Raw genomic sequence first — 20,039 nt, 5'->3', positions numbered from 1 at the left:
GAGCCATTGATGACTGAATCGAACGACACGCCTGTCCAGCCGGACGAAGGTGAAGAGCGCCAACACCGCCGCATCAAGAGTTTCGTGATGCGCGCCGGGCGTATGACTGAAGGCCAGCAGCGCGGCCTGGAGCAGGGCGCGCCGCTGTTCGTCCTGCCGCTGGCCGATGCGCCGGTGGACTTCGACCAGGTGTTTGGCCGCTCGGCCCCGCGCTCGCTGGAAATCGGCTTTGGCATGGGCCACTCGCTGCTGGAAATGGCCGCCGCTGCGCCGGAGCAGGACTTCATTGGCGTGGAAGTGCATCGTCCCGGTGTCGGCGCGCTGCTCAATGGTGTACTCACCCAAGGGCTGACCAACCTGCGGATCTACGATTGCGACGCCATCGAAGTACTCAACCGTTGCGTGGCCGACAACAGTCTGGACCGGCTGATGCTGTTCTTCCCGGACCCATGGCACAAGAGCCGTCACCACAAGCGTCGTATCGTCCAGGCGTCATTCGCCGAGCTGGTGCGCAGCAAGTTGAAGGTCGGCGGTGTGCTGCACATGGCCACCGACTGGGAACCTTACGCCGAATACATGCTGGAAGTGATGAACGTCGCCCCGGGTTATCGCAACCTCGCCGAAGACGGCAAGTGCGTACCCCGTCCGGCCGAGCGACCGATCACCAAGTTCGAGCGCCGTGGTGAACGGCTTGGGCATGGGGTTTGGGATCTGAAGTTCGAGAAGCAGTCCTAGGCGATAGCTGTGGGAGCGAGCTTTGTGGAAGCAAGGCTCCCACAGAGCCTTGCTCCCGCAGGTGTATCTGGGCTATCAGCGCCGATCCGCCACCACCCCGATCAACACCAGTACCACCAACAGCACCGGCGCCAGGCTGTAGTTATTGAACTGGCTCAGCCCACGCACCACCCACGGCGTGGCGTAGATCAACGCCGCGCCGCTGCCGATCATGCACAGCAAGGCGATCAACGGGACGCGCAACGCGCCGGCGATACTGCCCAGGCGTTGTTCGACCCAGGCCTTGATGTCTGCGCCGAACAGCACCAGCAGGCAGCCGACCAGTGCCAGGGAGATTTCCGACAGGTTGCTGCGGCTCCAGCGGGACACGGTGGCGAGCAGGTCGAGTACCAGATCCATTCGATTTCCTTGTGTTGATCAGCTCAGAAATTTCTGCAGCAAGTCATTGAGAAACAGCTGTCCGCGTTCGGTGGCCGCCAGACGTGACGGTTCGACCTGCAACAGCCCGCTTTGTTCGGCCTCGCGCCGGCCTTCGGTCAGGCTTTGCAGCGACAGTCCGGTGCGTTCCGGATATAGCTGCGCTTGCACTCCCTCGGTCAGGCGCAGGGCGTTCATCAGGAACTCGAAGGGAAGTTCCTCGTTGGCCAGGGTTTTCTCGCCGGCCAGGAAGCGTTTGGCCGGGTTGAGGTAGTCCTTGGGCAGGCGAGTCTTCCAGGTGCGCACGATGCGCCCGTCCGGGTGGCTGAGCTTGCCATGGGCGCCTGCACCGATGCCGATGAAGTCACCGAAGCTCCAGTAGTTGAGATTGTGCCGCGCCGCCCGACCTGGCTGGGCGTATGCCGACACTTCGTACTGGGCGTAGCCGTGCTCGGCCAGCAGCGCTTGTCCGGCCTCCTGGATGTCCCACAATGTATCGTCTTCCGGCAGCGTTGGCGGCTGGTTCCAGAACACCGTGTTCGGCTCCAGCGTCAGCTGATACCAGGAGAGATGGGTCGGCTTCAGAGCGATGGCCTGGCGCAGGTCGCTCAAGGCATCGTCGAGGGACTGGTCGGGCAGGCCATGCATCAGATCCAGGTTGAAGTTATCGAACCCGGCCTGGCGCGCCATGCCGGCGGCCCGTACTGCTTCGTCACCGTTATGGATCCGGCCCAGGGCTTCGAGCTTGGCCTGCTGGAAGCTCTGGATACCGATGGACAGGCGATTGATGCCCAAGGCTCGGTAAGCCACGAATTTCTCTTGTTCGAAGGTGCCGGGGTTGGCCTCCAGGGTGATTTCGATGTCGTCGGCGAAGGCGATCCGCGCCTCGACACCCTTGAGCAGCCGGCCCAGGGCCCGGGCGCTGAACAGGCTGGGGGTCCCGCCGCCGAAGAAGATCGAGCTCAGCTTGCGGCCATATGTCCCGTGCAGATCCTGGTCGAGGTCGGCCAGCAAGGCGTCGACGTACTCTTCTTCCGGCAGATGGGGGCTGGCGGTGTGGGAGTTGAAATCGCAATACGGGCATTTGCGCACGCACCATGGGATATGGACGTACAACGCCAAGGGCGGCAGCACTGGCAGCGGCGCCCGAGGCGTGTGTGCGCCGCCATGAATCAGCGACGCGGGAGAATCATTACTCATTGCAGGCCCAGGCGTTGACGCAGCAGGGCCATGGCGCGGGCGCGGTGGCTCAGTTGGTTCTTTTCCACCGGGCCCAGCTCGGCGCTGGAACAGTTGCGCTCCGGCACCCAGAACAGCGGATCGTAGCCGAAGCCGTGCTCGCCGCTGGCCTCGGTGAGGATGCGTCCCTGCCACAGGCCTTCGCAGAGAATCGGCAGCGGATCATCGGCATGTCGCACCAACGCCAGGACGCAAACGAACTGCGCGCCGCGCTCGGCTTCAGGTACGTCCTTGAGAACGTCGAGCAGCTTGGCGTTGTTCGCCGCGTCACCCTTGCCGTCGGCGTAACGGGCCGAGTAGATGCCCGGCGCGCCGCCGAGGAAATCCACCGCCAACCCGGAATCGTCTGCCAGCGCCGGCAGGCCGGATATGCGCGCGGCGTTGCGGGCTTTGAGGATGGCGTTTTCAACGAACGACAGGCCGGTTTCTTCCGGCTCCACCTGGCTGAACTCCCCAATCGAGCGCAGTTGCACCGATCCGCCGAGCATGGCCTGGAGTTCCTTGAGTTTGCCGGCGTTATGGCTGGCGAGTACGAGTTGGGTGAAGTTCATCATTCGCCGGGGAACAGTTCCTGGTTGAAGTTGAGGGTGTTGATCTTGTCGCCCGTCTGCACCTTGATCTCGAAGGTGCGGGTTTCCTGTTGTTCTACCGGATACTGGGCGATGTAGTAGATCGCGCCTTGTTCGCTGATCTGGCGGAACGTCAGAGGGATCGTCTTGCTGGTCAGGTCCTTGATCGTGCCGCTGACCTGGGCCATCAACGGCTTGCCATCCTTGATCACCGACACATTGATCACGCCCTGGTTCTTGCTGCGGACCAGCTTGGCGGCCTTGGCGATGTCCGATGTCAGGAAGGTGGAATTGAAGGTGTTGTAGTGCACGGTGACGTCACCGAACACTTCCTTGCGCTCGGCCTTGATGGCGTCGGCGGCCATGACGCCGGTGCATAGGCAAGCGGTAATGAGGAACAACGCGAGACGTTTCATGTTGTGCTCCTGGGAACAGGGTCGGGGTTCACACGGCGACCTGATGATTGGCAAGGCCTGGGCTGCTGACCCGATAGATGCCTATTTCACCTAATAGATTAGGCCATAGCTTGCTGGCCCACCCGTGGCGGTGCTGCTGATCCACCGCCAGGCGATTGATGACCTTGGCCTGGCGTTCGCGGCACAACGCTTCGAAATCCTCGAAGGTGCAGAAGTGGATGTTCGGCGTGTTGTACCAGGTGTAGGGCAGGAACTCCGAGACCGGCATGCGCCCCTTGCTCGCCAGGTACCAGCGGCAGCGCCAGTGCCCGAAGTTGGGGAAGGTGATGATGCACTGGCGGCCGACCCGGAGCATTTCGTCGAGGATCCTGTCCGGGTAGTGAACCGCTTGCAGGGCCTGGGTCATGACCACGATATCAAAGCTGTTGCTGGCGAAATTGCCCAGGCCCTTGTCCAGGTCCTGTTCGATCACGTTGATACCCTTGGCGACGCACTCGGCGATGTTGTCCGGGTCGTTTTCCAGGCCATAGCCGGTGACCTGCTTGTTGTCCCGCAGCCAGGTCAGCAGCTCACCGTTGCCGCAACCCAGGTCCAGCACGCGGCTGCCGGCGGGGATCCATTCCTGGATGATGTCCAGATCGGCTCTCATGGCGTCCTCACAGCGTAATACGGTTCATGTAGTTGCCGAACGCCTGCAGGTAGCGCGGGATCGGAATCAGAAAGGCGTCGTGGCCCTGGGGGGCGTCGATCTCCAGGTAACAGACGTCCTTGCGCGCGGCCATCAGCGCGTCCACCAGTTCCCGTGAGCGAGCCGGGGAGAAGCGCCAGTCGGTGGTGAACGACATCACGCAGAACTTGGCCGTGGCGTTGGCAAAGGTTTTCGCCAGGTCATCGTCGAAGTTCGCCGCCGGATCGAAGTAGTCCAGGGCCTTGGTCATCAGCAGGTAGGTGTTGGCGTCGAAGCGTCCGGAGAACTCCTCACCCTGGTAGCGCAGGTAGCTTTCTACCTGGAATTCGACGCTGTGGAAGTCATAGTTGAGCTTTTCGCTCTTGAGGCCGCGGCCGAATTTCTCGCCCATGGAATCGTCGGACAGGTAGGTGATGTGCCCGACCATCCGCGCCAGCATCAATCCGCGCTTGGGAATCACGCCGTGCTCCTGGAACGAGCCGCCGTGGAACTCCGGGTCGGTGAGGATCGCCTGGCGCGCCACTTCGTTGAAGGCAATGTTCTGTGCCGACAGCTTGGGAGCCGAGGCGATTGCCAGGCAATGGCGTACGCGGTCCGGGTAGGTGATGGTCCATTGCAGGGCCTGCATGCCGCCCAGGCTGCCGCCGATCACTGCCGCCCATTGGCCGATGCCGAGACGGTCGGCCAGGCGGGCCTGGCTGTGGACCCAGTCTTCCACGGTCAGCACCGGAAAATCGGCACCGAAGGGCTTGCCGGTGTCCGGGTTGAGGCTGCTGGGGCCGGTGGAGCCGTTGCAGCCGCCGAGGTTGTTCAGGCTGACCACGAAGAACCGGTTGGTGTCGATCGGCTTGCCGGGGCCGATACAACTGTCCCACCAGCCTGGCTTGCGGTCGTCGACGCTGTGATAGCCAGCGGCATGGTGATGCCCCGACAAGGCGTGACAGATCAGCACGGCATTGCTCGCCGTGGCGTTGAGCGTGCCATAAGTTTCGTAGATCAGGTCATAGGCTGGCAACGAACGACCGCAGGCCAGGGCCAGGGGCTCGCTGAAATGCGCCATTTGCGGCGTCACCAGACCAACGGAATCGGCGGGAAAGGCAGCTGGCATCGACCCTGCTCTCGTTGAAATGAGGCGTAAGTCTAAAGACCGCTGGGGTTAGCGGCAAGCAAAGGTCTGGCTTGAAGGTTTCCTGCCAGACCGAAGCGTGGCTATCGCGGGCAAGCCATGCTCCCACAGGGGAATGCATCCAATGTGGGAGCATGGCTTGCCCGCGACAAACGATGATGCAGTCAGATCAGGACGCGCAGGATCTCCGGCATCATGGTCATTGCTGCGAGGTTGTTGATCACCAGCATGTCGAGCAGCTTGAGCACCATGAATGCCAGGATCGGCGAGATGTCCAGGCCGCCGAGGTTCGGTACGATGCGACGGAACGGGGCCAGGGCCGGTTCGCAGATCTGGTTTACCAGTTCGGCGCCCGGGTTGTGGCTGCCCGGGGCGACCCAGGACAGGATCACGCTGATGATCAAGGCGAAGAAGAAGATCTTCAGGAACAGCGCGGTGATGCCGATGATCGACCAGATCAGCAGTTGCAGCGGGTTGCCGGTGGTGCCGTAGGTCAGTAGCAGGGTCAGGGCCATCAGCGCCATTTGCACGAGGATCGCCAGTACCAGCGACGACATGTCCAGGCCAAACAGGCTCGGGATGATCCGGCGCAGGGGCTTGAGCAGCGGCTGGGTGGCCTTGACGACGAACTGGCACAGCGGGTTGTAGAAGTTGGCGTGGACCAGTTGCAGCACGAAGCGCATCAGCACGATCAGCAGGTACAGGCTGCCAAGGGTTTGCAGCACGTAGACCGCTGCAGTGTTCAATCCAATCATGAATGGCTCCTTATTGGCCCAGTTGTTCGGCCATTTCGGCCGAGCGGTGCGCGGCGGCGCCGAGTGCTTTTTCCACCAGGGCTTCGAATCCCCCGGCCTGGAACGATTTGATGGCGGCTTCGGTGGTGCCGGCCGGTGAGGTCACGCGCCGGCGCAGTTCGGCGGCATCGACGTCGCTGGAAGTCGCCATGTGGGCTGCGCCGAGGGCTGTCTGCAAGGTCAGCTGCGCGGCAATCTCACGGGGCAGACCAAGTTTTTCGCCGGCGGCGGTCATGGCTTCGATCAGCAGGAAGAAGTACGCCGGGCCTGAACCGGAAACGGCAGTGACCGCGTCCAGCTGCTGCTCGGTCTCCAGCCACAGCGCCAGACCGACGGCCGACAGCAGCTCTTCAGCTTGCTGGCGTTGTTCGGCGCTGACCTGTGGGGTGGCGAACAGGCCGCTGACGCCCTGACGCAACAGCGCCGGGGTGTTGGGCATGCAGCGCACGATGGGCTGGTCGCCGAGCCATTTGTTCATGCTGGCGCAGGTGATGCCGGCGGCAATCGACACCACCAGTTGATGGGGCTTTAGGCTTGGGCGAAGGGCTTCGCACACGGTTTTCATCGCTTGCGGCTTGACCGCCAGCACGATGACGTCCGCGCCATCGATGGCCTGTGCGTTGTCGGCAAAGGTCTCGATGCCGTGCTCGCTGCTCACCCGGGTACGGGTATCGATACCCGGATCGCTGGCGCGGATCTGCGCAGCGTCCAGGCCCTTGGCCCGCAGGCCGCCGATCAGGCTGGCGGCCATGTTGCCGGCGCCGATAAAGGCAATACGCGTGTTGCTCATGACAGGTCCTTGATTGAGGAGTTGAGTCGACATGGCTTACGGTTGGTTGGCGCTGTAGTCGCGAGCACCAAACAAGGCGGTACCGATCCTGACCCAGGTGGCGCCCTGGGCAATGGCGGATTCGAGATCGTGGCTCATGCCCATGGATAGCGTGTCCAGCGGCAGGGCCAGGCTGGCTTGCAGACCTTGGACGGCGGCGAAAGCTGCGTCCTGGGCGGCGCGCTCTTCGGTCGGCTCGGGGATCGCCATCAGTCCGCGCAGCGTCAGGTGTGGCAACGCGCTGATGGCGTCGGCCAAGGCCGGCAGATCCTCCGGGGTACAACCGGATTTGCTGGCCTCCCCGCTGACGTTGACTTGAATGCAGATGTTCAGCGGCGGCAACCCGGCCGGACGCTGCTCGGACAGGCGTTGGGCAATTTTCAAGCGATCCACGGAGTGCACCCAGTCGAAGTGTTCGGCAATAGCGCGCGTCTTGTTCGATTGAATGGGGCCGATGAAGTGCCAGATCAAGGGTAGGTCGGTCAGTTCGATCTGCTTGCCCAGCGCTTCCTGCAGGTAGTTCTCACCGAAGTCCCGCAGGCCGGCGGCATAAGCTTCACGCAGGGCCTGGGCGGGCTTGGTCTTGCTCACCGCCAGCAATTGGACGCTGTCTGCGGCGCGGTGGGCGGCTTGCTCCGCAGCGCGGATGCGCGATCTAACCTGAGCGATGTTGTCTGCTATCGTGGACATAAAGAAGCGCCAGCGGTCTGAGGTTCGCGGCATTCTACTGGAATTGAGGAGCGCTATGGATATCACTGAACTGCTGGCGTTCAGCGCCAAACAGGGAGCGTCGGACCTGCACTTGTCCGCTGGGCTGCCACCGATGATCCGGGTCGATGGCGATGTGCGGCGGATCAACCTGCCGGCACTGGACCATAAACAGGTTCATGAACTGATCTACGACATCATGAACGACCGGCAACGGGTAGATTACGAAAAGTTTCTGGAAACCGATTTTTCCTTCGATGTACCCGGGGTCGCACGGTTCCGGGTCAACGCGTTCAATCAGAATCGCGGCGCGGGGGCGGTATTCCGGACCATCCCGTCGAAAGTCCTGACCATGGAAGATCTGGGCATGGGCGAGGTTTTTCGCAAAGTGACCGAGGCCCCCCGCGGGCTGGTGCTGGTGACCGGGCCGACCGGCTCAGGCAAATCCACCACCCTCGCGGCGATGATCGACTACCTCAACACCCATAAGCACCACCACATCCTCACCATCGAGGACCCTATCGAGTTTGTCCACGAGCCGCGCAAATGCCTGATCAACCAGCGCGAAGTGCACCGCGACACCCAAGGTTTTTCCACAGCCTTGCGTTCGGCCCTGCGGGAAGACCCTGACGTGATCCTGGTGGGGGAGATGCGCGACCTGGAAACCATCCGCCTGGCGCTGACCGCCGCCGAAACCGGGCACCTGGTATTCGGCACCCTGCACACCACCTCGGCGGCCAAGACCATCGACCGGGTGGTGGACGTGTTTCCGGGGGACGAAAAGTCCATGGTGCGCTCGATGTTGTCGGAATCATTGCAAGCGGTGATTTCCCAGACGCTGGTCAAGAAGATCGGCGGCGGCCGGGTCGCCGCTCATGAAATCATGCTGGGCACGTCGGCGATCCGTAACCTGATCCGCGAAGACAAGGTGGCGCAGATGTACTCGGCGATCCAGACCGGCGGCTCGCTGGGGATGCAGACGCTGGACATGTGCTTGAAGGACCTGGTGGCCAAGGGATTGATCAGCCGGGAGCACGCGCGGGAGCGGGCGCGTACGCCGGATAATTTCTGAGGGATTTTCCGATCGTTCCCACGCTCTGCGTGGGAACGATCATCAGCGCTGGACGACCCGCATCCCGCCCGGCTCTTTCGGCAACACCCGCTTGGCAACCACGTAGTGAGTGTTCCAGTACGGTTTGTTCAGGGTGTCGATGGTCACCGACTTGCCACGACGTGGTGCGTGGATGAAGCGGTCGTTGCCCAGATAGATGGCCACGTGGTTGACGCGGCGGCTCTTGAGCTTGAAGAAGATCAGGTCGCCGGGCTTGAGGTCCTTGCGCTCGACTTTCTCACCGTGACCGGCCGCCATTGCATTCGAGGTGCGTGGCAGATCGAAGGTAGCGTCGTTGAAAGCGTATTTCACCAGGCCGCTGCAATCGAAGCCTTTACTTGGGCTGCTGCCGCCCCAACGATAAGGTGTGCCGAGTACATTCACGGCACGGCTCAATACGTTGCTGCTCGCTTTGGTCGCCATGGGCGGAACCAGCTTGCTGTTGCCCGTGTTCGTATACTGGACGCTGGGCTTGTTCTTGCTCGAAGGAGCAGAAACATGGGATTTCGGGGTGTAGCCGTTGACGTTGGGAAGACGTTGCTCACGGTTGGTGGCGTGGGCGGCCAGTGGCAATAATAGGCAAATGGTCAGCCATGTCTTGAAAAATGGACGCATTAGGCAGGGCTCTTAAAGGTTAGCGCGCAACTTTATAACAGCTTTTTTGGTGATTCCGAGGCCGTTTGTCGATTGGAAATCCCGCGAGCGATCCATGAAATCGCGATACTTTGGCCCGTTTGTCCGACACAGGCCCCGGTTTACGGGGCTTTGCTGCGCTCAAGGTGTCGCGAACCGCTTGTCGGCCAGACACGCAAAAGTCACAAAAAATCCGAACAAATTTATCTATCGAGGCAAAAGAGACCATTCATGAACAGCTATCAGCTGGACGCCCCCCACGATACCCACAGCAAAATCATTGGGTATCTGCTCTGGATTTTCGGTTTCACCGGAGCCCATCGTTTCTACTATGGCAAGCCGGTCACCGGCACGATCTGGTTCTTCACCTTTGGCCTGCTGGGCATTGGCTGGCTGATCGACCTGTTCCTGATTCCTGTCATGGATCGCGAAGCGGACTTGCGCTTCACCCCAGGTCCCATCGAATACACCGTGGCATGGATCCTGTTGACGTTTCTCGGGGTGTTCGGCGTGCACCGGATGTATCAGGGCAAATGGCTCAGCGGGATCATCTACCTGCTGACTGGCGGGGTGTTCTTCCTGGGGGTGTTGTATGACTTCTGGACGCTGAACGACCAGGTTTCGATTCGCAATGCGCAGAAGCGTGGGGCTTTTCAGTAAAACCGGGTTGCTCCCATCGCGAGCAGGCTCGCTCCCACAGGGATCTTCAGCGCACACCGATGGTGTGAATACCTGAAATCCAATGTGGGAGCGAGCCCGCTCGCGATAGATGCGACGCGGTATCAGGCCTGGTGCGTGACCCGCCCATCCATCAGGGTGTAGCGCACCACGCCCGGCAAGCTGTGGCCCAGGAACGGACAGTTGTCGCCCCTGGAACGCCAGGCTTCCCCGGCCACGGTGGAGGCGGAGGGATCAAACAGCACCAGGTCCGCTGCCGCACCCACCGCCAGTTTCCCGACCGGTAGTTGCAGGGCCTGGGCCGGGCCGGCGCTCAGGCGCGCCACCAAGGTCGGCAGGTCGAGCAGGCCGTCTTCCACCAGGGTCATTGCCAGCGGCAGCAGCAATTCGACGCTGCTGATGCCCGGTTCGGTCGCGCCAAAAGGTGCCAGCTTGGCATCGCGCTCATGGGGTTGGTGATGGCTGGAGATGGCCGAGATCACCCCGGACTTCACCGCCTCGCGCAAGCCATCCCGGTCGGTGCGTGTGCGCAATGGCGGTTGGACGTGATAGACGCTGTTGAAATCGATCAGCGCTTCGTCGGTCAGGATCAGTTGGTACAGCGCTACGTCGGCGGTCACCGGCAAGCCGCGGGCCTGGGCCTGGGCGATCAGCGCCGCGCCACGAGCGCTGGTCAACTGGCTGAAGTGCGCGCGCACGCCACTTTGCTCCACCAGCAACAGATCACGGGCCAGGGCCACGGTCTCGGCGGTCTCCGGTATGCCCGGCAGGCCGAGGAAGCTGGCGGTCGGGCCTTCATGGGCCAGGCCACCCTCGGCCAGGTCGTGATCCTGAGAGTTGAAAATCACGGTCAAGCCGAAGGTGGCTGCGTATTCCAGAGCGCGGCATAGGGTGCGGGTATTGCGAAAGCTGTTCAGGCCGTTGCCGAACGCCACGCAACCGGCATCGCGCAGCGCAATCAGCTCCGCCAGTTGTTCGCCGTCGAGGCCTTTGCTCAACGCCCCAATCGGAAAGACCTTGGTGTTGCCGGCTTCGCGGGCGCGGTCGAGGATCAGTTCGGCCACGGCCGAGGTGTCCAGCACCGGTTTGGTCTGTGGCGGGCAGCACAGGCTGGTCACGCCACCGGCGGCGGCCGCCCGGGTTTCGCTGACGATGCTGCCTTTACGACTGTAGCCGGGTTCGCGCAGGGCAACGTTCAGGTCGACCAGGCCGGGTGCGGCCACCAGGCCCTGAGCGTCGAGGGTCTCGACCGCCACGAAGCCGGCCGGGACGGTGCCCAGGGCGACGATTTTGCAGGCGTCGATATGGATGTCAGTCACTTGATCCAGGCCGCTGGCCGGATCGATCACGCGTGCGCCGAGAATGCTGAGTTTCACTGGGCGTTCTCCTGGTCGAGTTGGCGCTGGGCCGTTTGCCCGCTCATGGCCATGGACAGCACGGCCATGCGGATGGCAATGCCGTAGGTCACCTGGTTGAGAATCACTGAATGAGGGCCGTCGGCCACCGCCGACTCGATCTCCACGCCGCGGTTGATCGGTCCCGGGTGCATGACGATGGCATCCGGCTTGGCCCCGGCCAGGCGGGCGGTAGTGAGGCCGAACAGGCGGTAGAACTCGCCTTCGCTGGGCAGCAGGCCGCCGGTCATGCGTTCACGCTGCAGGCGCAGCATGATCACCACGTCGACATCCTTGAGGCCTTCGGTCATGTCGGTGTAGACCTTCACGCCGTATTGCTCGACGCCGATGGGCAGCAGGGTTTTCGGCGCGATCACGCGGATGTCCGGACAACCGAGGGTCTTGAGGGCGAGCATGTTCGAACGAGCCACCCGCGAGTGCAGGATGTCGCCGACAATGGCCACCGAGAGGTTCTCGAAACTGCCCTTGTGTCGGCGGATGGTCAACATGTCCAGCATGCCCTGGGTCGGGTGGGCATGACGGCCATCGCCGCCGTTGATGATCGCCACCTGCGGGCAGACGTGTTCGGCAATGAAGTGTGCGGCGCCGGAGTCACCGTGGCGAACGACGAACATGTCTGCCGCCATGGCTTCGAGGTTGCGCAGTGTATCGAGCAGGGTTTCGCCCTTGCTCGCCGAGGATGTCGACACGTTGAGGGTAATCACGTCCGCCGACAGCCGCTGGGCCGCCAGTTCGAAGGTGGTGCGGGTACGGGTGGAGTTTTCGAAGAACACGTTGCATACGGTCTTGCCGCGCAGCAACGGGACTTTCTTCACGGCCCGGGCGCCGACTTCAAGGAACGAGTCGGCGGTGTCGAGGATTTCCGTCAGCAGCTCGCGGCGCAGGCCGTCGAGGGACAGGAAGTGCTGCAGCTGGCCCTGATCGTTGAGCTGCAGCGGGCGCTTGGTTTCGAGAGGCGTCATCGCGATGGACTCTTACAAGGGCAGTTAAAGGGCAAGGTCTTGCAGTTCGAGTTGCAGCGGCGCGGGGCCGGAAAGCTTGACCCGCTGGTGTGCGGCCAGGCTCAGCGTCGCACCGACCACGTTCGGGCGGATCGGCAACTCGGCGGCGTCCAGGTCCAGCAGGCACACCAGGGTCACACTGGCCGGGCGGCCGTAATCGAACAATTCGTTCATGGCTGCGCGGATGGTCCGGCCACTCATCAGCACGTCGTCGATCAGGACCAGGTGCTGACCCTCGATCTCGAACGGCAGCGCCGAAGGACGTACCTGTGGGTGCAGGCCGTTCTGGCTGAAGTCGTCGCGGTAGAAGGACACATCCAGGGTGCCCAGTGGCGATTGGCTGCCGAGTTCCTCAAGCAAGGCCTGGGCGACCCAGACGCCGCCGGTACGAATGCCGATGTAGCGCGGTTCGCTGATGCCGCGTTGTTCCAGGTGTGCCGTGAGACGGATCGCCATCTGGCTGATCAGGTCGGCAGGATTGGGCAGGCTCATGCTGGCTCCTCAGGTTCCCGGGCCGGCGGTGAAAGGCCCGGTCTATCGCTAAAAGAAAGCGCCTTGGCGGCGCTCTCAAAATCAGGTGTCGAACAGGGCGCTATTGGCATCGAGCCAGCCCTGCAGTAGCAGGGCGGCGGCGATGGCGTCCACCGGGTTGTCGCGGTAACTGCCTTTCTGCCCGCCACGTTCCAGACGTTCGCCCTTGGCTTCGAAGGTGGTCAGGCGCTCGTCGTGGGTATAGAAGGGCAGGTTGTAGCGCCCATGGAGCCGGCGGGCGAATTTTTCGGCGCGCACGCACATGTCGCTGGGCGAACCGTCCATGTTCAGCGGCAGGCCGACCACTACAGCGTCGGGTTTCCATTCCTTGATCAGCGCTTCGACCTGGTTCCAGTCCGGAACGCCATTCTGCGCCTTGAGGGTGCACAGCTCGCGGGCCTGGCCGGTAACGACCTGGCCGACCGCGACGCCGATCTGTTTGGTGCCGTAATCGAAACCCAGCAGCAGGCGCAGGGCCATCAGGCGTGTCCTGCCTGGCTGGTGAGCAGGCTGAGGTTGATCCCCAGACGGTTGGCCGCCGCTTCCAGGCGCAGTTCACTGCTGGTATTGAACAGGATGTCGGCGTCGAACGGGCAGGTCAGCCAGGCGTTGTCGGCCAGTTCGGCCTCCAGTTGCCCGGCTTCCCAGCCGGCGTAGCCGAGGGCGATCAGGCTTTTTTCCGGACCGACACCGTCAGCGATGGCAAACAACACGTCCTGGGAAGTCGACAGCGACACGCCATTGAGGTCCACGGTGGCCTGGTAGCTCGGCCCTGACGGATGGAGCACGAAACCGCGGTCGGTCTGCACCGGCCCGCCGATGAAAATCGGCACGTGCTGGCACAGGATTGGCGGCTCTACCTCAGGGCGCAACTGCTCGAGAATATCCGCCAGGTTCAGCTCCTGCGGGCGATTGATCACCAGCCCCATGGCACCATTGGCCGTGTGCTCGACGATGTAGGTCAAGGTATGGGCGAAGTTCGGATCGGCCATGTGCGGCATGGCGATCAGGAAATGATGCTTGAGGTAGGTGGGGCTGACGTTTTTCATAGGCGATAGTGTGGCGGCGCAGGGGCGAACTGACAAGCTGGGGATGTGCAGGAAATACCTCGATCTGGTCGGCGACACCGGTCAAATCATGGGCGCGGGCTTTGTGGGAGCAAAGCTTGCTCGCGATCCAGGCGCTGCGGTCCTCAAAAGACCGCGGAGTTTTCATCGCGGGCAAGCCTTGCTCCCACACAACCCGCTCCCGCAAGGGGCTTGGGCAGTGGGTCAGTTACTGGAAAGCCGATCACCCCGGGAGAATTTCCAGGTGCGGATGATCTCCAGCCGGTCAATGTCCGACAAATCCCCGGTAAACGGCGCAAACGGCGCCGCCAGGCGCACGATGCGTTGGGCTGCCTGGTCCAGCAACGGCTGGCCGGAGGACTCCAGCACCAGCACTTCATACAGCGAGCCGTCGCGGTTTATAGAGACCATCAGCCGCAGGTTGCCGTAGATCTGCTTGCGTCGTGCTTCGTCGGGGTAATTGAGGTTGCCGATGCGCTCGACTTTCTTGCGCCACTCGTCCTTGTACCAGGCACCCTTGTCGCGCATGGTCGAGGCGGCACTCAGGCGGTGGATACGCGGACGCTTGGCATAGAGCTGCTGTTCCTGGGCCAGTTCGGCTTCCAGGCTGGCGATGTCACTGGACAACTGGGAGCTGTCGAAGGTCGGCGCCGGGGCTTTGGGTTTGGGGTCTGGCTTGACCTCCTCCTTGACTGGCGCCTTTTTCGGTTTCGGTGCCACGGTGGTCACGGCCGCCTTGGGCGCCGTTTCCTGCACTTCGGGCTTGGCCGCCGGGGGAGGGCTGGCTTTCTGTACCTGATTGTCCTGGAATGGCGCGATCTCGGTGGTCTTGGGAACCGCCTTTTTTTCCAGGGTGCCGCTACCCTGCTGGTTTTCCTGGGCGAGGAAATCCGCCTGCTTCGGCTTGGTTTCGCTCTTGAAGGTGGCCAGGGTGATTTCCAGGGTCTGGCTGATCTGCTTGGGCTCGACCGTGGCAAACCCGACGCCCAGTAGCAGGGCCAGGTGGATCAGCGCCGCCAGGAACAGGGTAAAGCCGAGGCGATCAGCCGGGCGCACGCCACGGTGGGCGAGCTCTCGGGGCAGATCGGACGGTAATGTCATGGCGGCAAAAACCAACATCGCTTTTTTCAGGGCCCGGCATGATAGCGCAATGTTGGTTTTTAGCTGCAAGCTTCAAGCGGCAGGCGACAAGCTGTACGCATTAAACTTTCCGCTTGAAGCTCGTAGCTTGCAGCTGCTTCTCTATGGCATCCATCAGCATCCCCCCGATGTCGGTACCGAAGGCATTGTCGATCTCGCGGATGCAGGTCGGGCTGGTGACGTTGATTTCCGTCAGGTGCTCGCCGATCACGTCCAGGCCCACGAACAGCAGGCCTTTTTCCCGTAGGGTCGGGCCAACCTGAGCCGCGATCCAGCGGTCCTTATCGGTCAGCGGACGGGCTTCGCCACGGCCGCCGGCGGCCAGGTTGCCGCGGGTTTCGCCTGCTGCCGGAATACGCGCCAGGCAATAGTCCACCGGTTCGCCGTCGATCATCAGGATGCGCTTGTCGCCATCGATGATGGCTGGCAGGTAACCCTGGATCATGATCTGCTGCTTGCCGTGCAGGGTCAGGGTTTCCAGGATCACGGAAAGGTTCGGATGGCCGGCGGTGTGACGGAAGATCGAAGAACCGCCCATGCCGTCCAGGGGCTTGAGGATCACGTCGCCGTGATGATCGGCGAACTCGCGCAGTACATCCGGGCGGCGGCTGACGATGGTTGGAGGTGTGCATTGCGGGAACAGCGTGGCGAACAGCTTCTCGTTGCAGTCGCGCAGGCTCTGGGGCTTGTTGACCACCAGTACACCAGCGGTTTCGGCTTGTTCCAGCAGGTACGTGGAATACACGAACTCCATGTCGAAGGGCGGATCCTTGCGCATCAGGATCACGTCCAGGTCGCTCAGTAGCGCGTCGTTCTCGTCGCCCAGTTCAAACCACTTTTCCGGGTTGGCGAATACTTTCAACGGCTTCATGCGCGCCCGGGCCTGTCCTTCGGACTGGTAGAGGTCGCGCTGTTCCATGTAGAACAACTCCCAGCCGCGCTTTTGAGCGGCCAGCAGCATGGCCAGCGAGCTATCCTTCTTGTAGGAAATGCTGGCGATAGGGTCCATGACAATGCCGACGCGTACGCTCATGGCTTGGTTCCTCGAATATGATGGGCACAAATGGCGTGAAAAAGTGGCGTCAGAGTGGCGTCCGCCGGATTCGCGGTCAAGGAAAAACCACCGTGCCGCCCGGCCGATAGCCCGGCGCTGGAGACTGTGCTAAAAAGGCTGCCATGTGGCGCGCGGGCCTTGAACATCAAGGGCTTGCGCCGTCGGTCGCATTTACGCGTTTAAAACCGGTTCGCAGTGGCAATGGCAGAGCATCCTACGCAGCAACCCAGCGCCTTGAAGGTCATGGTCATTGATGATTCGAAGACCATCCGCCGTACCGCCGAAACCTTGCTGCGCAATGTGGGTTGCGAGGTGATCACGGCGGTCGACGGCTTCGATGCCCTGGCCAAGATTACCGACCATCATCCAGGCATCATCTTTGTCGACATCATGATGCCGCGTCTGGATGGCTATCAGACCTGCGCCCTGATCAAGAACAATAGCGCCTTCAAGGCTACGCCAGTGATCCTGCTGTCGTCCCGGGACGGGTTGTTCGACAAGGCCAAGGGACGCATTGTCGGTTCCGATCAGTTTTTGACCAAGCCTTTCAGCAAGGAAGAACTGCTGGGCGCGATACAAGCTCATGTTCCGGGCTTTGCCGCCGTCCAGCCGCACCAGGCACATTAATGACATCCGGCCGCAGAGCCTGGGGGTCGACAAGTATGGGGAACACCATGGCACGAATTCTGATCGTCGATGATTCGCCGACTGAAATGTACAAGCTGACCGGCATGCTGGAAAAACACGGTCATCAGGTCCTCAAGGCCGAGAACGGCGCCGACGGCGTGGCCCTGGCCCGCCAGGAGAAACCCGACGCGGTGCTGATGGACATCGTCATGCCCGGTCTCAACGGTTTCCAGGCCACGCGCCAGTTGACCAAGGATCCGGAAACCGGCCACATCCCGGTGATCATCATCACCACCAAGGATCAGGAAACCGACAAAGTCTGGGGCACGCGCCAGGGCGCCAAGGACTACCTGACCAAGCCGGTCGACGAAGAAACCCTGATCAAGACCCTGAACAACGTACTGGCGGGTTGAAAGCGCGGCCATGAGCCCATCCCTGACTGCTTTCGAGCTGTTGCTGCAGATCGATCGACGCTGCCGGTCGTTGGCGGCGGACCTGCCGTCCCAGCCGACCCACCGTCATGCCTGGAGCGGTATCGGTTTTCGCTTGGGCGAGCGTTGGTACGTGGCGCCCATGGAAGAGGTCAGCGAACTGCTTCACGAGCCGCGCCATACGCATTTGCCAGGGGTCAAGCCGTGGGTACGTGGCGTGGCCAACCTGCGCGGACGATTGTTGCCGTTGATGGACCTGTGCGGTTTTTTCGGTCATGAACTGTCGACGGTGCGCAAGCAGCGGCGGGTGCTGGTGGTGGATCATGGCGAGGTATTCGCCGGGTTGCTGGTCGATGAGGTCCTCGGGCTGCAGCATTTCACCCAGGACAACCTGGAGCCGATGCAAGCGGGCGACCGCGACTATCCGGAAGCCGCCTTCGTCAAGGGCCGGTTTCGTGGCGAGCGGCAGTGGCAGGTATTCAGCCCTTTTGCGTTGACGCAGTCGGAGGGGTTCATGGATGTGGCTATTTAACAGACACCGCGCAGCCTCCTGTGGGAGCGAGCCTGTGGGAACAAAGCTTGCTCGCGATGCAGACGCCTGGGTCGGCAGCAAACCGTGTTGTTTTCATCGCGGGCAAGCCTTGCTCCCACAGCGCCGCCCTGAGATCAGTCACCAATGGCGAGTTGGATTGGGCAGTACAGGCGAAAATCGATGATCAAAGCAAACACAGGCAAGCCACTGGAAGCGTCGCGCAGTCGTTCGCAGATCATCGTGCTGTTCGTTGCGCTGATTGTTTTCATCATGCTGCTGTTCGCCAATTTCGCGTACCTCAACACCCAGTCTACCTACGATAAACAGTACATCGGTCATGCCGGTGAGTTGCGGGTGCTGTCCCAGCGCATTGCCAAGAATGCCACCGAGGCCGCCGCCGGCAAGGCTGCGGCGTTCAAGTTGCTGAGCGATGCACGCAACGATTTTGCCCAGCGCTGGGGTTACCTCAAGCAAGGTGACCCAGTGACCGGCCTGCCTCCGGCGCCCTCGACTCTGCGGCCGCAGATGCGCGCCGTGCAACTGGACTGGGAACGACTGCTCAAGAACACTGATGCCATCCTGTCCAGCGAGCAGACCGTGCTGTCGCTGCATCAGGTGGCGGCGACCCTGGCCGAGACCGTGCCGCAGTTGCAGGTCGAATACGAAAAAGTCGTCGAGATCCTGCTGCAACGGGGTGCGCCTGCCGCCCAGGTGGCCATGGCCCAGCGCCAATCCTTGTTGGCCGAGCGTATATTGGGGGCGGTGAATACCGTGTTGGCGGGAGATGAAAACGCCAGCCAGGCCGCCGATACCTTTGGCCGCGATGCCGCACGTTTCGGCCAGGTGCTCAACGGGATGTTGCAAGGCGACCCGGCCTTGAAGATCTCCCAGGTCCAGGATCGCGATGCCCGGACACGCCTGAGCGAAATCAGCGAACTGTTCGAGTTCGTCTCGGGCTCGGTGGACGAAATCCTCGAAACCTCGCCGGAGCTGTTCAAGGTCCGCGAGTCGGCGGGCAACATCTTCAATCTGTCACAGACCCTGTTGGACGAAGCCTCGCACCTGACCACGGCACTGGAGAACCTGGCCGGTGGCCGCTCCGTTCACGCCATTGGTGGTTACGTCCTGGGGCTGCTGGCATTGATGTCGATCATCCTGATCGGCCTGGTGATGGTGCGTGAAACCAACCGCCAGTTGTACGAGACCGCAGAGAAGAACGAGCGTAACCAGAACGCGATCATGCGCCTGCTGGACGAAATCGCCGATCTGGCCGATGGAGACCTGACCGTCACCGCTTCGGTCACCGAGGACTTCACCGGCACCATCGCCGATTCGATCAATTATTCGGTGGATCAATTGCGCGACCTGGTCGCCACCATCAATCTCACCGCCGGCCAGGTCGCCGCCGCGGTGCAGGAAACCCAGGCCACCGCCATGCATCTGGCCCAGGCTTCCGAGCATCAGGCCCAGCAGATCAGCGAAGCTTCGACTTCAATCAATGAAATGGCTCAGTCCATCGATCAGGTATCGGCCAACGCCGCCGAGTCGTCAGCGGTGGCCGAGCGTTCCGTGGAAATCGCCAACAAGGGCAACGAGGTGGTGCACAACACCATTCATGGCATGGACAACATCCGGGAGCAGATCCAGGACACCGCCAAGCGCATCAAGCGCCTGGGCGAGTCGTCCCAGGAAATCGGCGACATCGTCAGCCTGATCGACGACATTGCCGATCAGACCAATATATTGGCCCTCAACGCCGCGATCCAGGCGTCCATGGCCGGTGATGCGGGACGCGGGTTCGCGGTGGTGGCCGATGAAGTGCAGCGGCTGGCGGAGCGCTCTTCGGCGGCGACCCGACAGATCGAAACGCTGGTGCGGGCGATCCAGGCCGACACCAACGAAGCGGTAATCTCAATGGAGCAGACCACCAGCGAAGTGGTTCGCGGCGCTCGGTTGGCCCAGGATGCCGGCGTGGCCCTGGAGGAGATCGAGGGCGTGTCGAAGACCCTGGCCGCGCTGATCCAGAGTATTTCCAACGCGGCGCAGCGGCAGACCACCTCGGCGGGGCAGATTTCCCTGACGATGAACGTGATCCAGCAGATCACCACACAGACATCGTCCGGCTCCACCGCTACAGCAGAGAGCATTGGCAACCTGGCGAAAATGGCCAGCCAACTGCGTCGGTCGGTATCCGGGTTCACGTTGCCGGCGGCTAAGGATGAGGACAAGTCTTGATTGTTGGAGGCGGTATACGGGGCGAGGGGAATCATGTGGGAGCAAGGCTTGCCCGCGATGAGA

Annotated in this window: 24 protein-coding genes; 7 read left to right on the top strand and 17 right to left on the bottom strand. The window is 62.0% G+C overall.

Features of this window, described 5'->3' with window-relative positions; translation table 11 throughout:
• The first annotated feature begins 9 nt into the window (after positions 1–9).
• Complete coding sequence (trmB, locus tag QZH45_RS28460) at positions 10–735, top strand: tRNA (guanosine(46)-N7)-methyltransferase TrmB (protein ID WP_055135218.1); 726 nt, start codon at positions 10–12, stop codon at positions 733–735.
• 75 nt (positions 736–810) lie between these two features.
• Here the strand turns inward: trmB and QZH45_RS28455 are convergent, their stop codons facing one another.
• The 9 genes from QZH45_RS28455 to QZH45_RS28415 form a co-directional block, all read right to left on the bottom strand.
• Positions 811–1,134, bottom strand: a complete 324-nt coding sequence (locus QZH45_RS28455) for a DUF3392 domain-containing protein (RefSeq protein ID WP_024778900.1) — start codon at positions 1,132–1,134, stop codon at positions 811–813.
• Positions 1,135–1,152: 18 nt separating this feature from the next.
• Positions 1,153–2,352: a radical SAM family heme chaperone HemW gene (gene hemW / locus QZH45_RS28450; RefSeq protein WP_024778899.1), complete on the bottom strand. Its 1,200-nt coding sequence runs from the start codon at positions 2,350–2,352 to the stop codon at positions 1,153–1,155.
• Positions 2,349–2,945, bottom strand: coding sequence for an RdgB/HAM1 family non-canonical purine NTP pyrophosphatase (gene rdgB, locus QZH45_RS28445; protein WP_024778898.1), 597 nt, complete (start codon positions 2,943–2,945; stop codon positions 2,349–2,351). The genes hemW and rdgB overlap by 4 nt, the downstream gene beginning before the upstream one ends.
• The gene (locus QZH45_RS28440) at positions 2,942–3,376 is read right to left on the bottom strand and encodes a DUF4426 domain-containing protein (protein ID WP_024778897.1); all 435 of its coding nucleotides are present in this window, start codon (positions 3,374–3,376) and stop codon (positions 2,942–2,944) included. Before QZH45_RS28440 ends, rdgB begins: the two co-directional genes overlap by 4 nt.
• 28 nt (positions 3,377–3,404) lie before the next feature.
• Positions 3,405–4,025, bottom strand: coding sequence for a methionine biosynthesis protein MetW (metW, locus tag QZH45_RS28435; RefSeq protein ID WP_053190564.1), 621 nt, complete (start codon positions 4,023–4,025; stop codon positions 3,405–3,407).
• Between the two features lie 7 nt (positions 4,026–4,032).
• Positions 4,033–5,172, bottom strand: coding sequence for a homoserine O-succinyltransferase MetX (gene metX, locus QZH45_RS28430; RefSeq protein ID WP_024778895.1), 1,140 nt, complete (start codon positions 5,170–5,172; stop codon positions 4,033–4,035).
• A gap of 182 nt (positions 5,173–5,354) precedes the next feature.
• The gene (locus QZH45_RS28425; RefSeq protein ID WP_024778894.1) at positions 5,355–5,945 is read right to left on the bottom strand and encodes a YggT family protein; all 591 of its coding nucleotides are present in this window, start codon (positions 5,943–5,945) and stop codon (positions 5,355–5,357) included.
• 10 nt (positions 5,946–5,955) lie between these two features.
• Positions 5,956–6,774 carry a pyrroline-5-carboxylate reductase gene (gene proC, locus QZH45_RS28420; protein WP_024778893.1) on the bottom strand — a complete coding sequence of 273 codons (819 nt, stop codon included), beginning with the start codon at positions 6,772–6,774 and terminating at the stop codon, positions 5,956–5,958.
• Positions 6,775–6,810: 36 nt separating this feature from the next.
• Positions 6,811–7,503, bottom strand: coding sequence for a YggS family pyridoxal phosphate-dependent enzyme (locus QZH45_RS28415; protein WP_024778892.1), 693 nt, complete (start codon positions 7,501–7,503; stop codon positions 6,811–6,813).
• 55 nt (positions 7,504–7,558) lie between these two features.
• Here QZH45_RS28415 and QZH45_RS28410 point away from each other — a divergent pair, with 55 nt between their 5' ends.
• Positions 7,559–8,593 carry a type IV pilus twitching motility protein PilT gene (locus QZH45_RS28410; protein WP_024778891.1) on the top strand — a complete coding sequence of 345 codons (1,035 nt, stop codon included), beginning with the start codon at positions 7,559–7,561 and terminating at the stop codon, positions 8,591–8,593.
• A 42-nt stretch (positions 8,594–8,635) separates the two neighbouring features.
• Here QZH45_RS28410 and QZH45_RS28405 read toward each other — a convergent pair whose 3' ends face one another.
• Positions 8,636–9,247: a C40 family peptidase gene (locus tag QZH45_RS28405; RefSeq protein WP_024778890.1), complete on the bottom strand. Its 612-nt coding sequence runs from the start codon at positions 9,245–9,247 to the stop codon at positions 8,636–8,638.
• Positions 9,248–9,496: 249 nt separating this feature from the next.
• On the opposite strand from QZH45_RS28405, the gene QZH45_RS28400 reads away from it, so the two are divergent.
• Positions 9,497–9,925, top strand: coding sequence for an NINE protein (locus QZH45_RS28400; protein WP_024778889.1), 429 nt, complete (start codon positions 9,497–9,499; stop codon positions 9,923–9,925).
• 122 nt (positions 9,926–10,047) lie between these two features.
• Here QZH45_RS28400 and QZH45_RS28395 read toward each other — a convergent pair whose 3' ends face one another.
• The 7 genes from QZH45_RS28395 to gshB form a co-directional block, all read right to left on the bottom strand.
• Positions 10,048–11,319, bottom strand: a complete 1,272-nt coding sequence (locus tag QZH45_RS28395) for a dihydroorotase (RefSeq protein ID WP_024778888.1) — start codon at positions 11,317–11,319, stop codon at positions 10,048–10,050.
• A complete protein-coding gene (locus QZH45_RS28390) occupies positions 11,316–12,320 on the bottom strand; it encodes an aspartate carbamoyltransferase catalytic subunit (protein WP_024778887.1) in 1,005 nt (334 codons plus the stop codon). Before QZH45_RS28390 ends, QZH45_RS28395 begins: the two co-directional genes overlap by 4 nt.
• Before the next feature lie 24 nt (positions 12,321–12,344).
• Positions 12,345–12,851, bottom strand: coding sequence for a bifunctional pyr operon transcriptional regulator/uracil phosphoribosyltransferase PyrR (gene pyrR / locus QZH45_RS28385; protein WP_024778886.1), 507 nt, complete (start codon positions 12,849–12,851; stop codon positions 12,345–12,347).
• An 81-nt stretch (positions 12,852–12,932) separates the two neighbouring features.
• A complete protein-coding gene (gene ruvX, locus QZH45_RS28380; RefSeq protein ID WP_024778885.1) occupies positions 12,933–13,370 on the bottom strand; it encodes a Holliday junction resolvase RuvX in 438 nt (145 codons plus the stop codon).
• A complete protein-coding gene (locus tag QZH45_RS28375) occupies positions 13,370–13,939 on the bottom strand; it encodes a YqgE/AlgH family protein (protein ID WP_024778884.1) in 570 nt (189 codons plus the stop codon). Before QZH45_RS28375 ends, ruvX begins: the two co-directional genes overlap by 1 nt.
• 222 nt (positions 13,940–14,161) lie before the next feature.
• The gene (locus QZH45_RS28370) at positions 14,162–15,058 is read right to left on the bottom strand and encodes an energy transducer TonB (RefSeq protein WP_024778883.1); all 897 of its coding nucleotides are present in this window, start codon (positions 15,056–15,058) and stop codon (positions 14,162–14,164) included.
• A gap of 100 nt (positions 15,059–15,158) precedes the next feature.
• Positions 15,159–16,130 (bottom strand): glutathione synthase, encoded by a 972-nt coding sequence (gshB, locus tag QZH45_RS28365; RefSeq protein WP_024778882.1) that lies wholly within the window; start codon positions 16,128–16,130, stop codon positions 15,159–15,161.
• A 222-nt stretch (positions 16,131–16,352) separates the two neighbouring features.
• Here gshB and QZH45_RS28360 point away from each other — a divergent pair, with 222 nt between their 5' ends.
• The 4 genes from QZH45_RS28360 to QZH45_RS28345 all read left to right on the top strand — a co-directional run bounded on the left by QZH45_RS28360 (position 16,353) and on the right by QZH45_RS28345 (position 19,976).
• Complete coding sequence (locus QZH45_RS28360) at positions 16,353–16,778, top strand: response regulator (RefSeq protein WP_024778881.1); 426 nt, start codon at positions 16,353–16,355, stop codon at positions 16,776–16,778.
• Between the two features lie 47 nt (positions 16,779–16,825).
• Positions 16,826–17,191, top strand: coding sequence for a twitching motility response regulator PilH (gene pilH, locus QZH45_RS28355; protein ID WP_024778880.1), 366 nt, complete (start codon positions 16,826–16,828; stop codon positions 17,189–17,191).
• 10 nt (positions 17,192–17,201) lie between these two features.
• Positions 17,202–17,741 (top strand): chemotaxis protein CheW, encoded by a 540-nt coding sequence (locus tag QZH45_RS28350; protein ID WP_024778879.1) that lies wholly within the window; start codon positions 17,202–17,204, stop codon positions 17,739–17,741.
• A 180-nt stretch (positions 17,742–17,921) separates the two neighbouring features.
• Positions 17,922–19,976 (top strand): methyl-accepting chemotaxis protein, encoded by a 2,055-nt coding sequence (locus QZH45_RS28345; RefSeq protein WP_024778878.1) that lies wholly within the window; start codon positions 17,922–17,924, stop codon positions 19,974–19,976.
• The last annotated feature ends 63 nt before the right edge of the window (positions 19,977–20,039 follow it).

The organism is Pseudomonas corrugata, assembly GCF_050920615.1.
Lineage (GTDB): Bacteria > Pseudomonadota > Gammaproteobacteria > Pseudomonadales > Pseudomonadaceae > Aquipseudomonas > Aquipseudomonas corrugata.
This window is presented reverse-complemented; position numbering and strand designations above follow the sequence as displayed.

Coding starts and splice junctions, on each gene's coding strand:
- trmB (WP_055135218.1), top strand. CDS start 10: ATGACTGAATCGAACGACACGCCTGTCCAGCCGGACGAAGGTGAAGAG.
- QZH45_RS28455 (WP_024778900.1), bottom strand. CDS start 1,134: ATGGATCTGGTACTCGACCTGCTCGCCACCGTGTCCCGCTGGAGCCGC.
- hemW (WP_024778899.1), bottom strand. CDS start 2,352: ATGAGTAATGATTCTCCCGCGTCGCTGATTCATGGCGGCGCACACACG.
- rdgB (WP_024778898.1), bottom strand. CDS start 2,945: ATGATGAACTTCACCCAACTCGTACTCGCCAGCCATAACGCCGGCAAA.
- QZH45_RS28440 (WP_024778897.1), bottom strand. CDS start 3,376: ATGAAACGTCTCGCGTTGTTCCTCATTACCGCTTGCCTATGCACCGGC.
- metW (WP_053190564.1), bottom strand. CDS start 4,025: ATGAGAGCCGATCTGGACATCATCCAGGAATGGATCCCCGCCGGCAGC.
- metX (WP_024778895.1), bottom strand. CDS start 5,172: ATGCCAGCTGCCTTTCCCGCCGATTCCGTTGGTCTGGTGACGCCGCAA.
- QZH45_RS28425 (WP_024778894.1), bottom strand. CDS start 5,945: ATGATTGGATTGAACACTGCAGCGGTCTACGTGCTGCAAACCCTTGGC.
- proC (WP_024778893.1), bottom strand. CDS start 6,774: ATGAGCAACACGCGTATTGCCTTTATCGGCGCCGGCAACATGGCCGCC.
- QZH45_RS28415 (WP_024778892.1), bottom strand. CDS start 7,503: ATGTCCACGATAGCAGACAACATCGCTCAGGTTAGATCGCGCATCCGC.
- QZH45_RS28410 (WP_024778891.1), top strand. CDS start 7,559: ATGGATATCACTGAACTGCTGGCGTTCAGCGCCAAACAGGGAGCGTCG.
- QZH45_RS28405 (WP_024778890.1), bottom strand. CDS start 9,247: ATGCGTCCATTTTTCAAGACATGGCTGACCATTTGCCTATTATTGCCA.
- QZH45_RS28400 (WP_024778889.1), top strand. CDS start 9,497: ATGAACAGCTATCAGCTGGACGCCCCCCACGATACCCACAGCAAAATC.
- QZH45_RS28390 (WP_024778887.1), bottom strand. CDS start 12,320: ATGACGCCTCTCGAAACCAAGCGCCCGCTGCAGCTCAACGATCAGGGC.
- pyrR (WP_024778886.1), bottom strand. CDS start 12,851: ATGAGCCTGCCCAATCCTGCCGACCTGATCAGCCAGATGGCGATCCGT.
- ruvX (WP_024778885.1), bottom strand. CDS start 13,370: ATGGCCCTGCGCCTGCTGCTGGGTTTCGATTACGGCACCAAACAGATC.
- QZH45_RS28375 (WP_024778884.1), bottom strand. CDS start 13,939: ATGAAAAACGTCAGCCCCACCTACCTCAAGCATCATTTCCTGATCGCC.
- QZH45_RS28370 (WP_024778883.1), bottom strand. CDS start 15,058: ATGACATTACCGTCCGATCTGCCCCGAGAGCTCGCCCACCGTGGCGTG.
- gshB (WP_024778882.1), bottom strand. CDS start 16,130: ATGAGCGTACGCGTCGGCATTGTCATGGACCCTATCGCCAGCATTTCC.
- QZH45_RS28360 (WP_024778881.1), top strand. CDS start 16,353: ATGGCAGAGCATCCTACGCAGCAACCCAGCGCCTTGAAGGTCATGGTC.
- pilH (WP_024778880.1), top strand. CDS start 16,826: ATGGCACGAATTCTGATCGTCGATGATTCGCCGACTGAAATGTACAAG.
- QZH45_RS28350 (WP_024778879.1), top strand. CDS start 17,202: ATGAGCCCATCCCTGACTGCTTTCGAGCTGTTGCTGCAGATCGATCGA.
- QZH45_RS28345 (WP_024778878.1), top strand. CDS start 17,922: ATGATCAAAGCAAACACAGGCAAGCCACTGGAAGCGTCGCGCAGTCGT.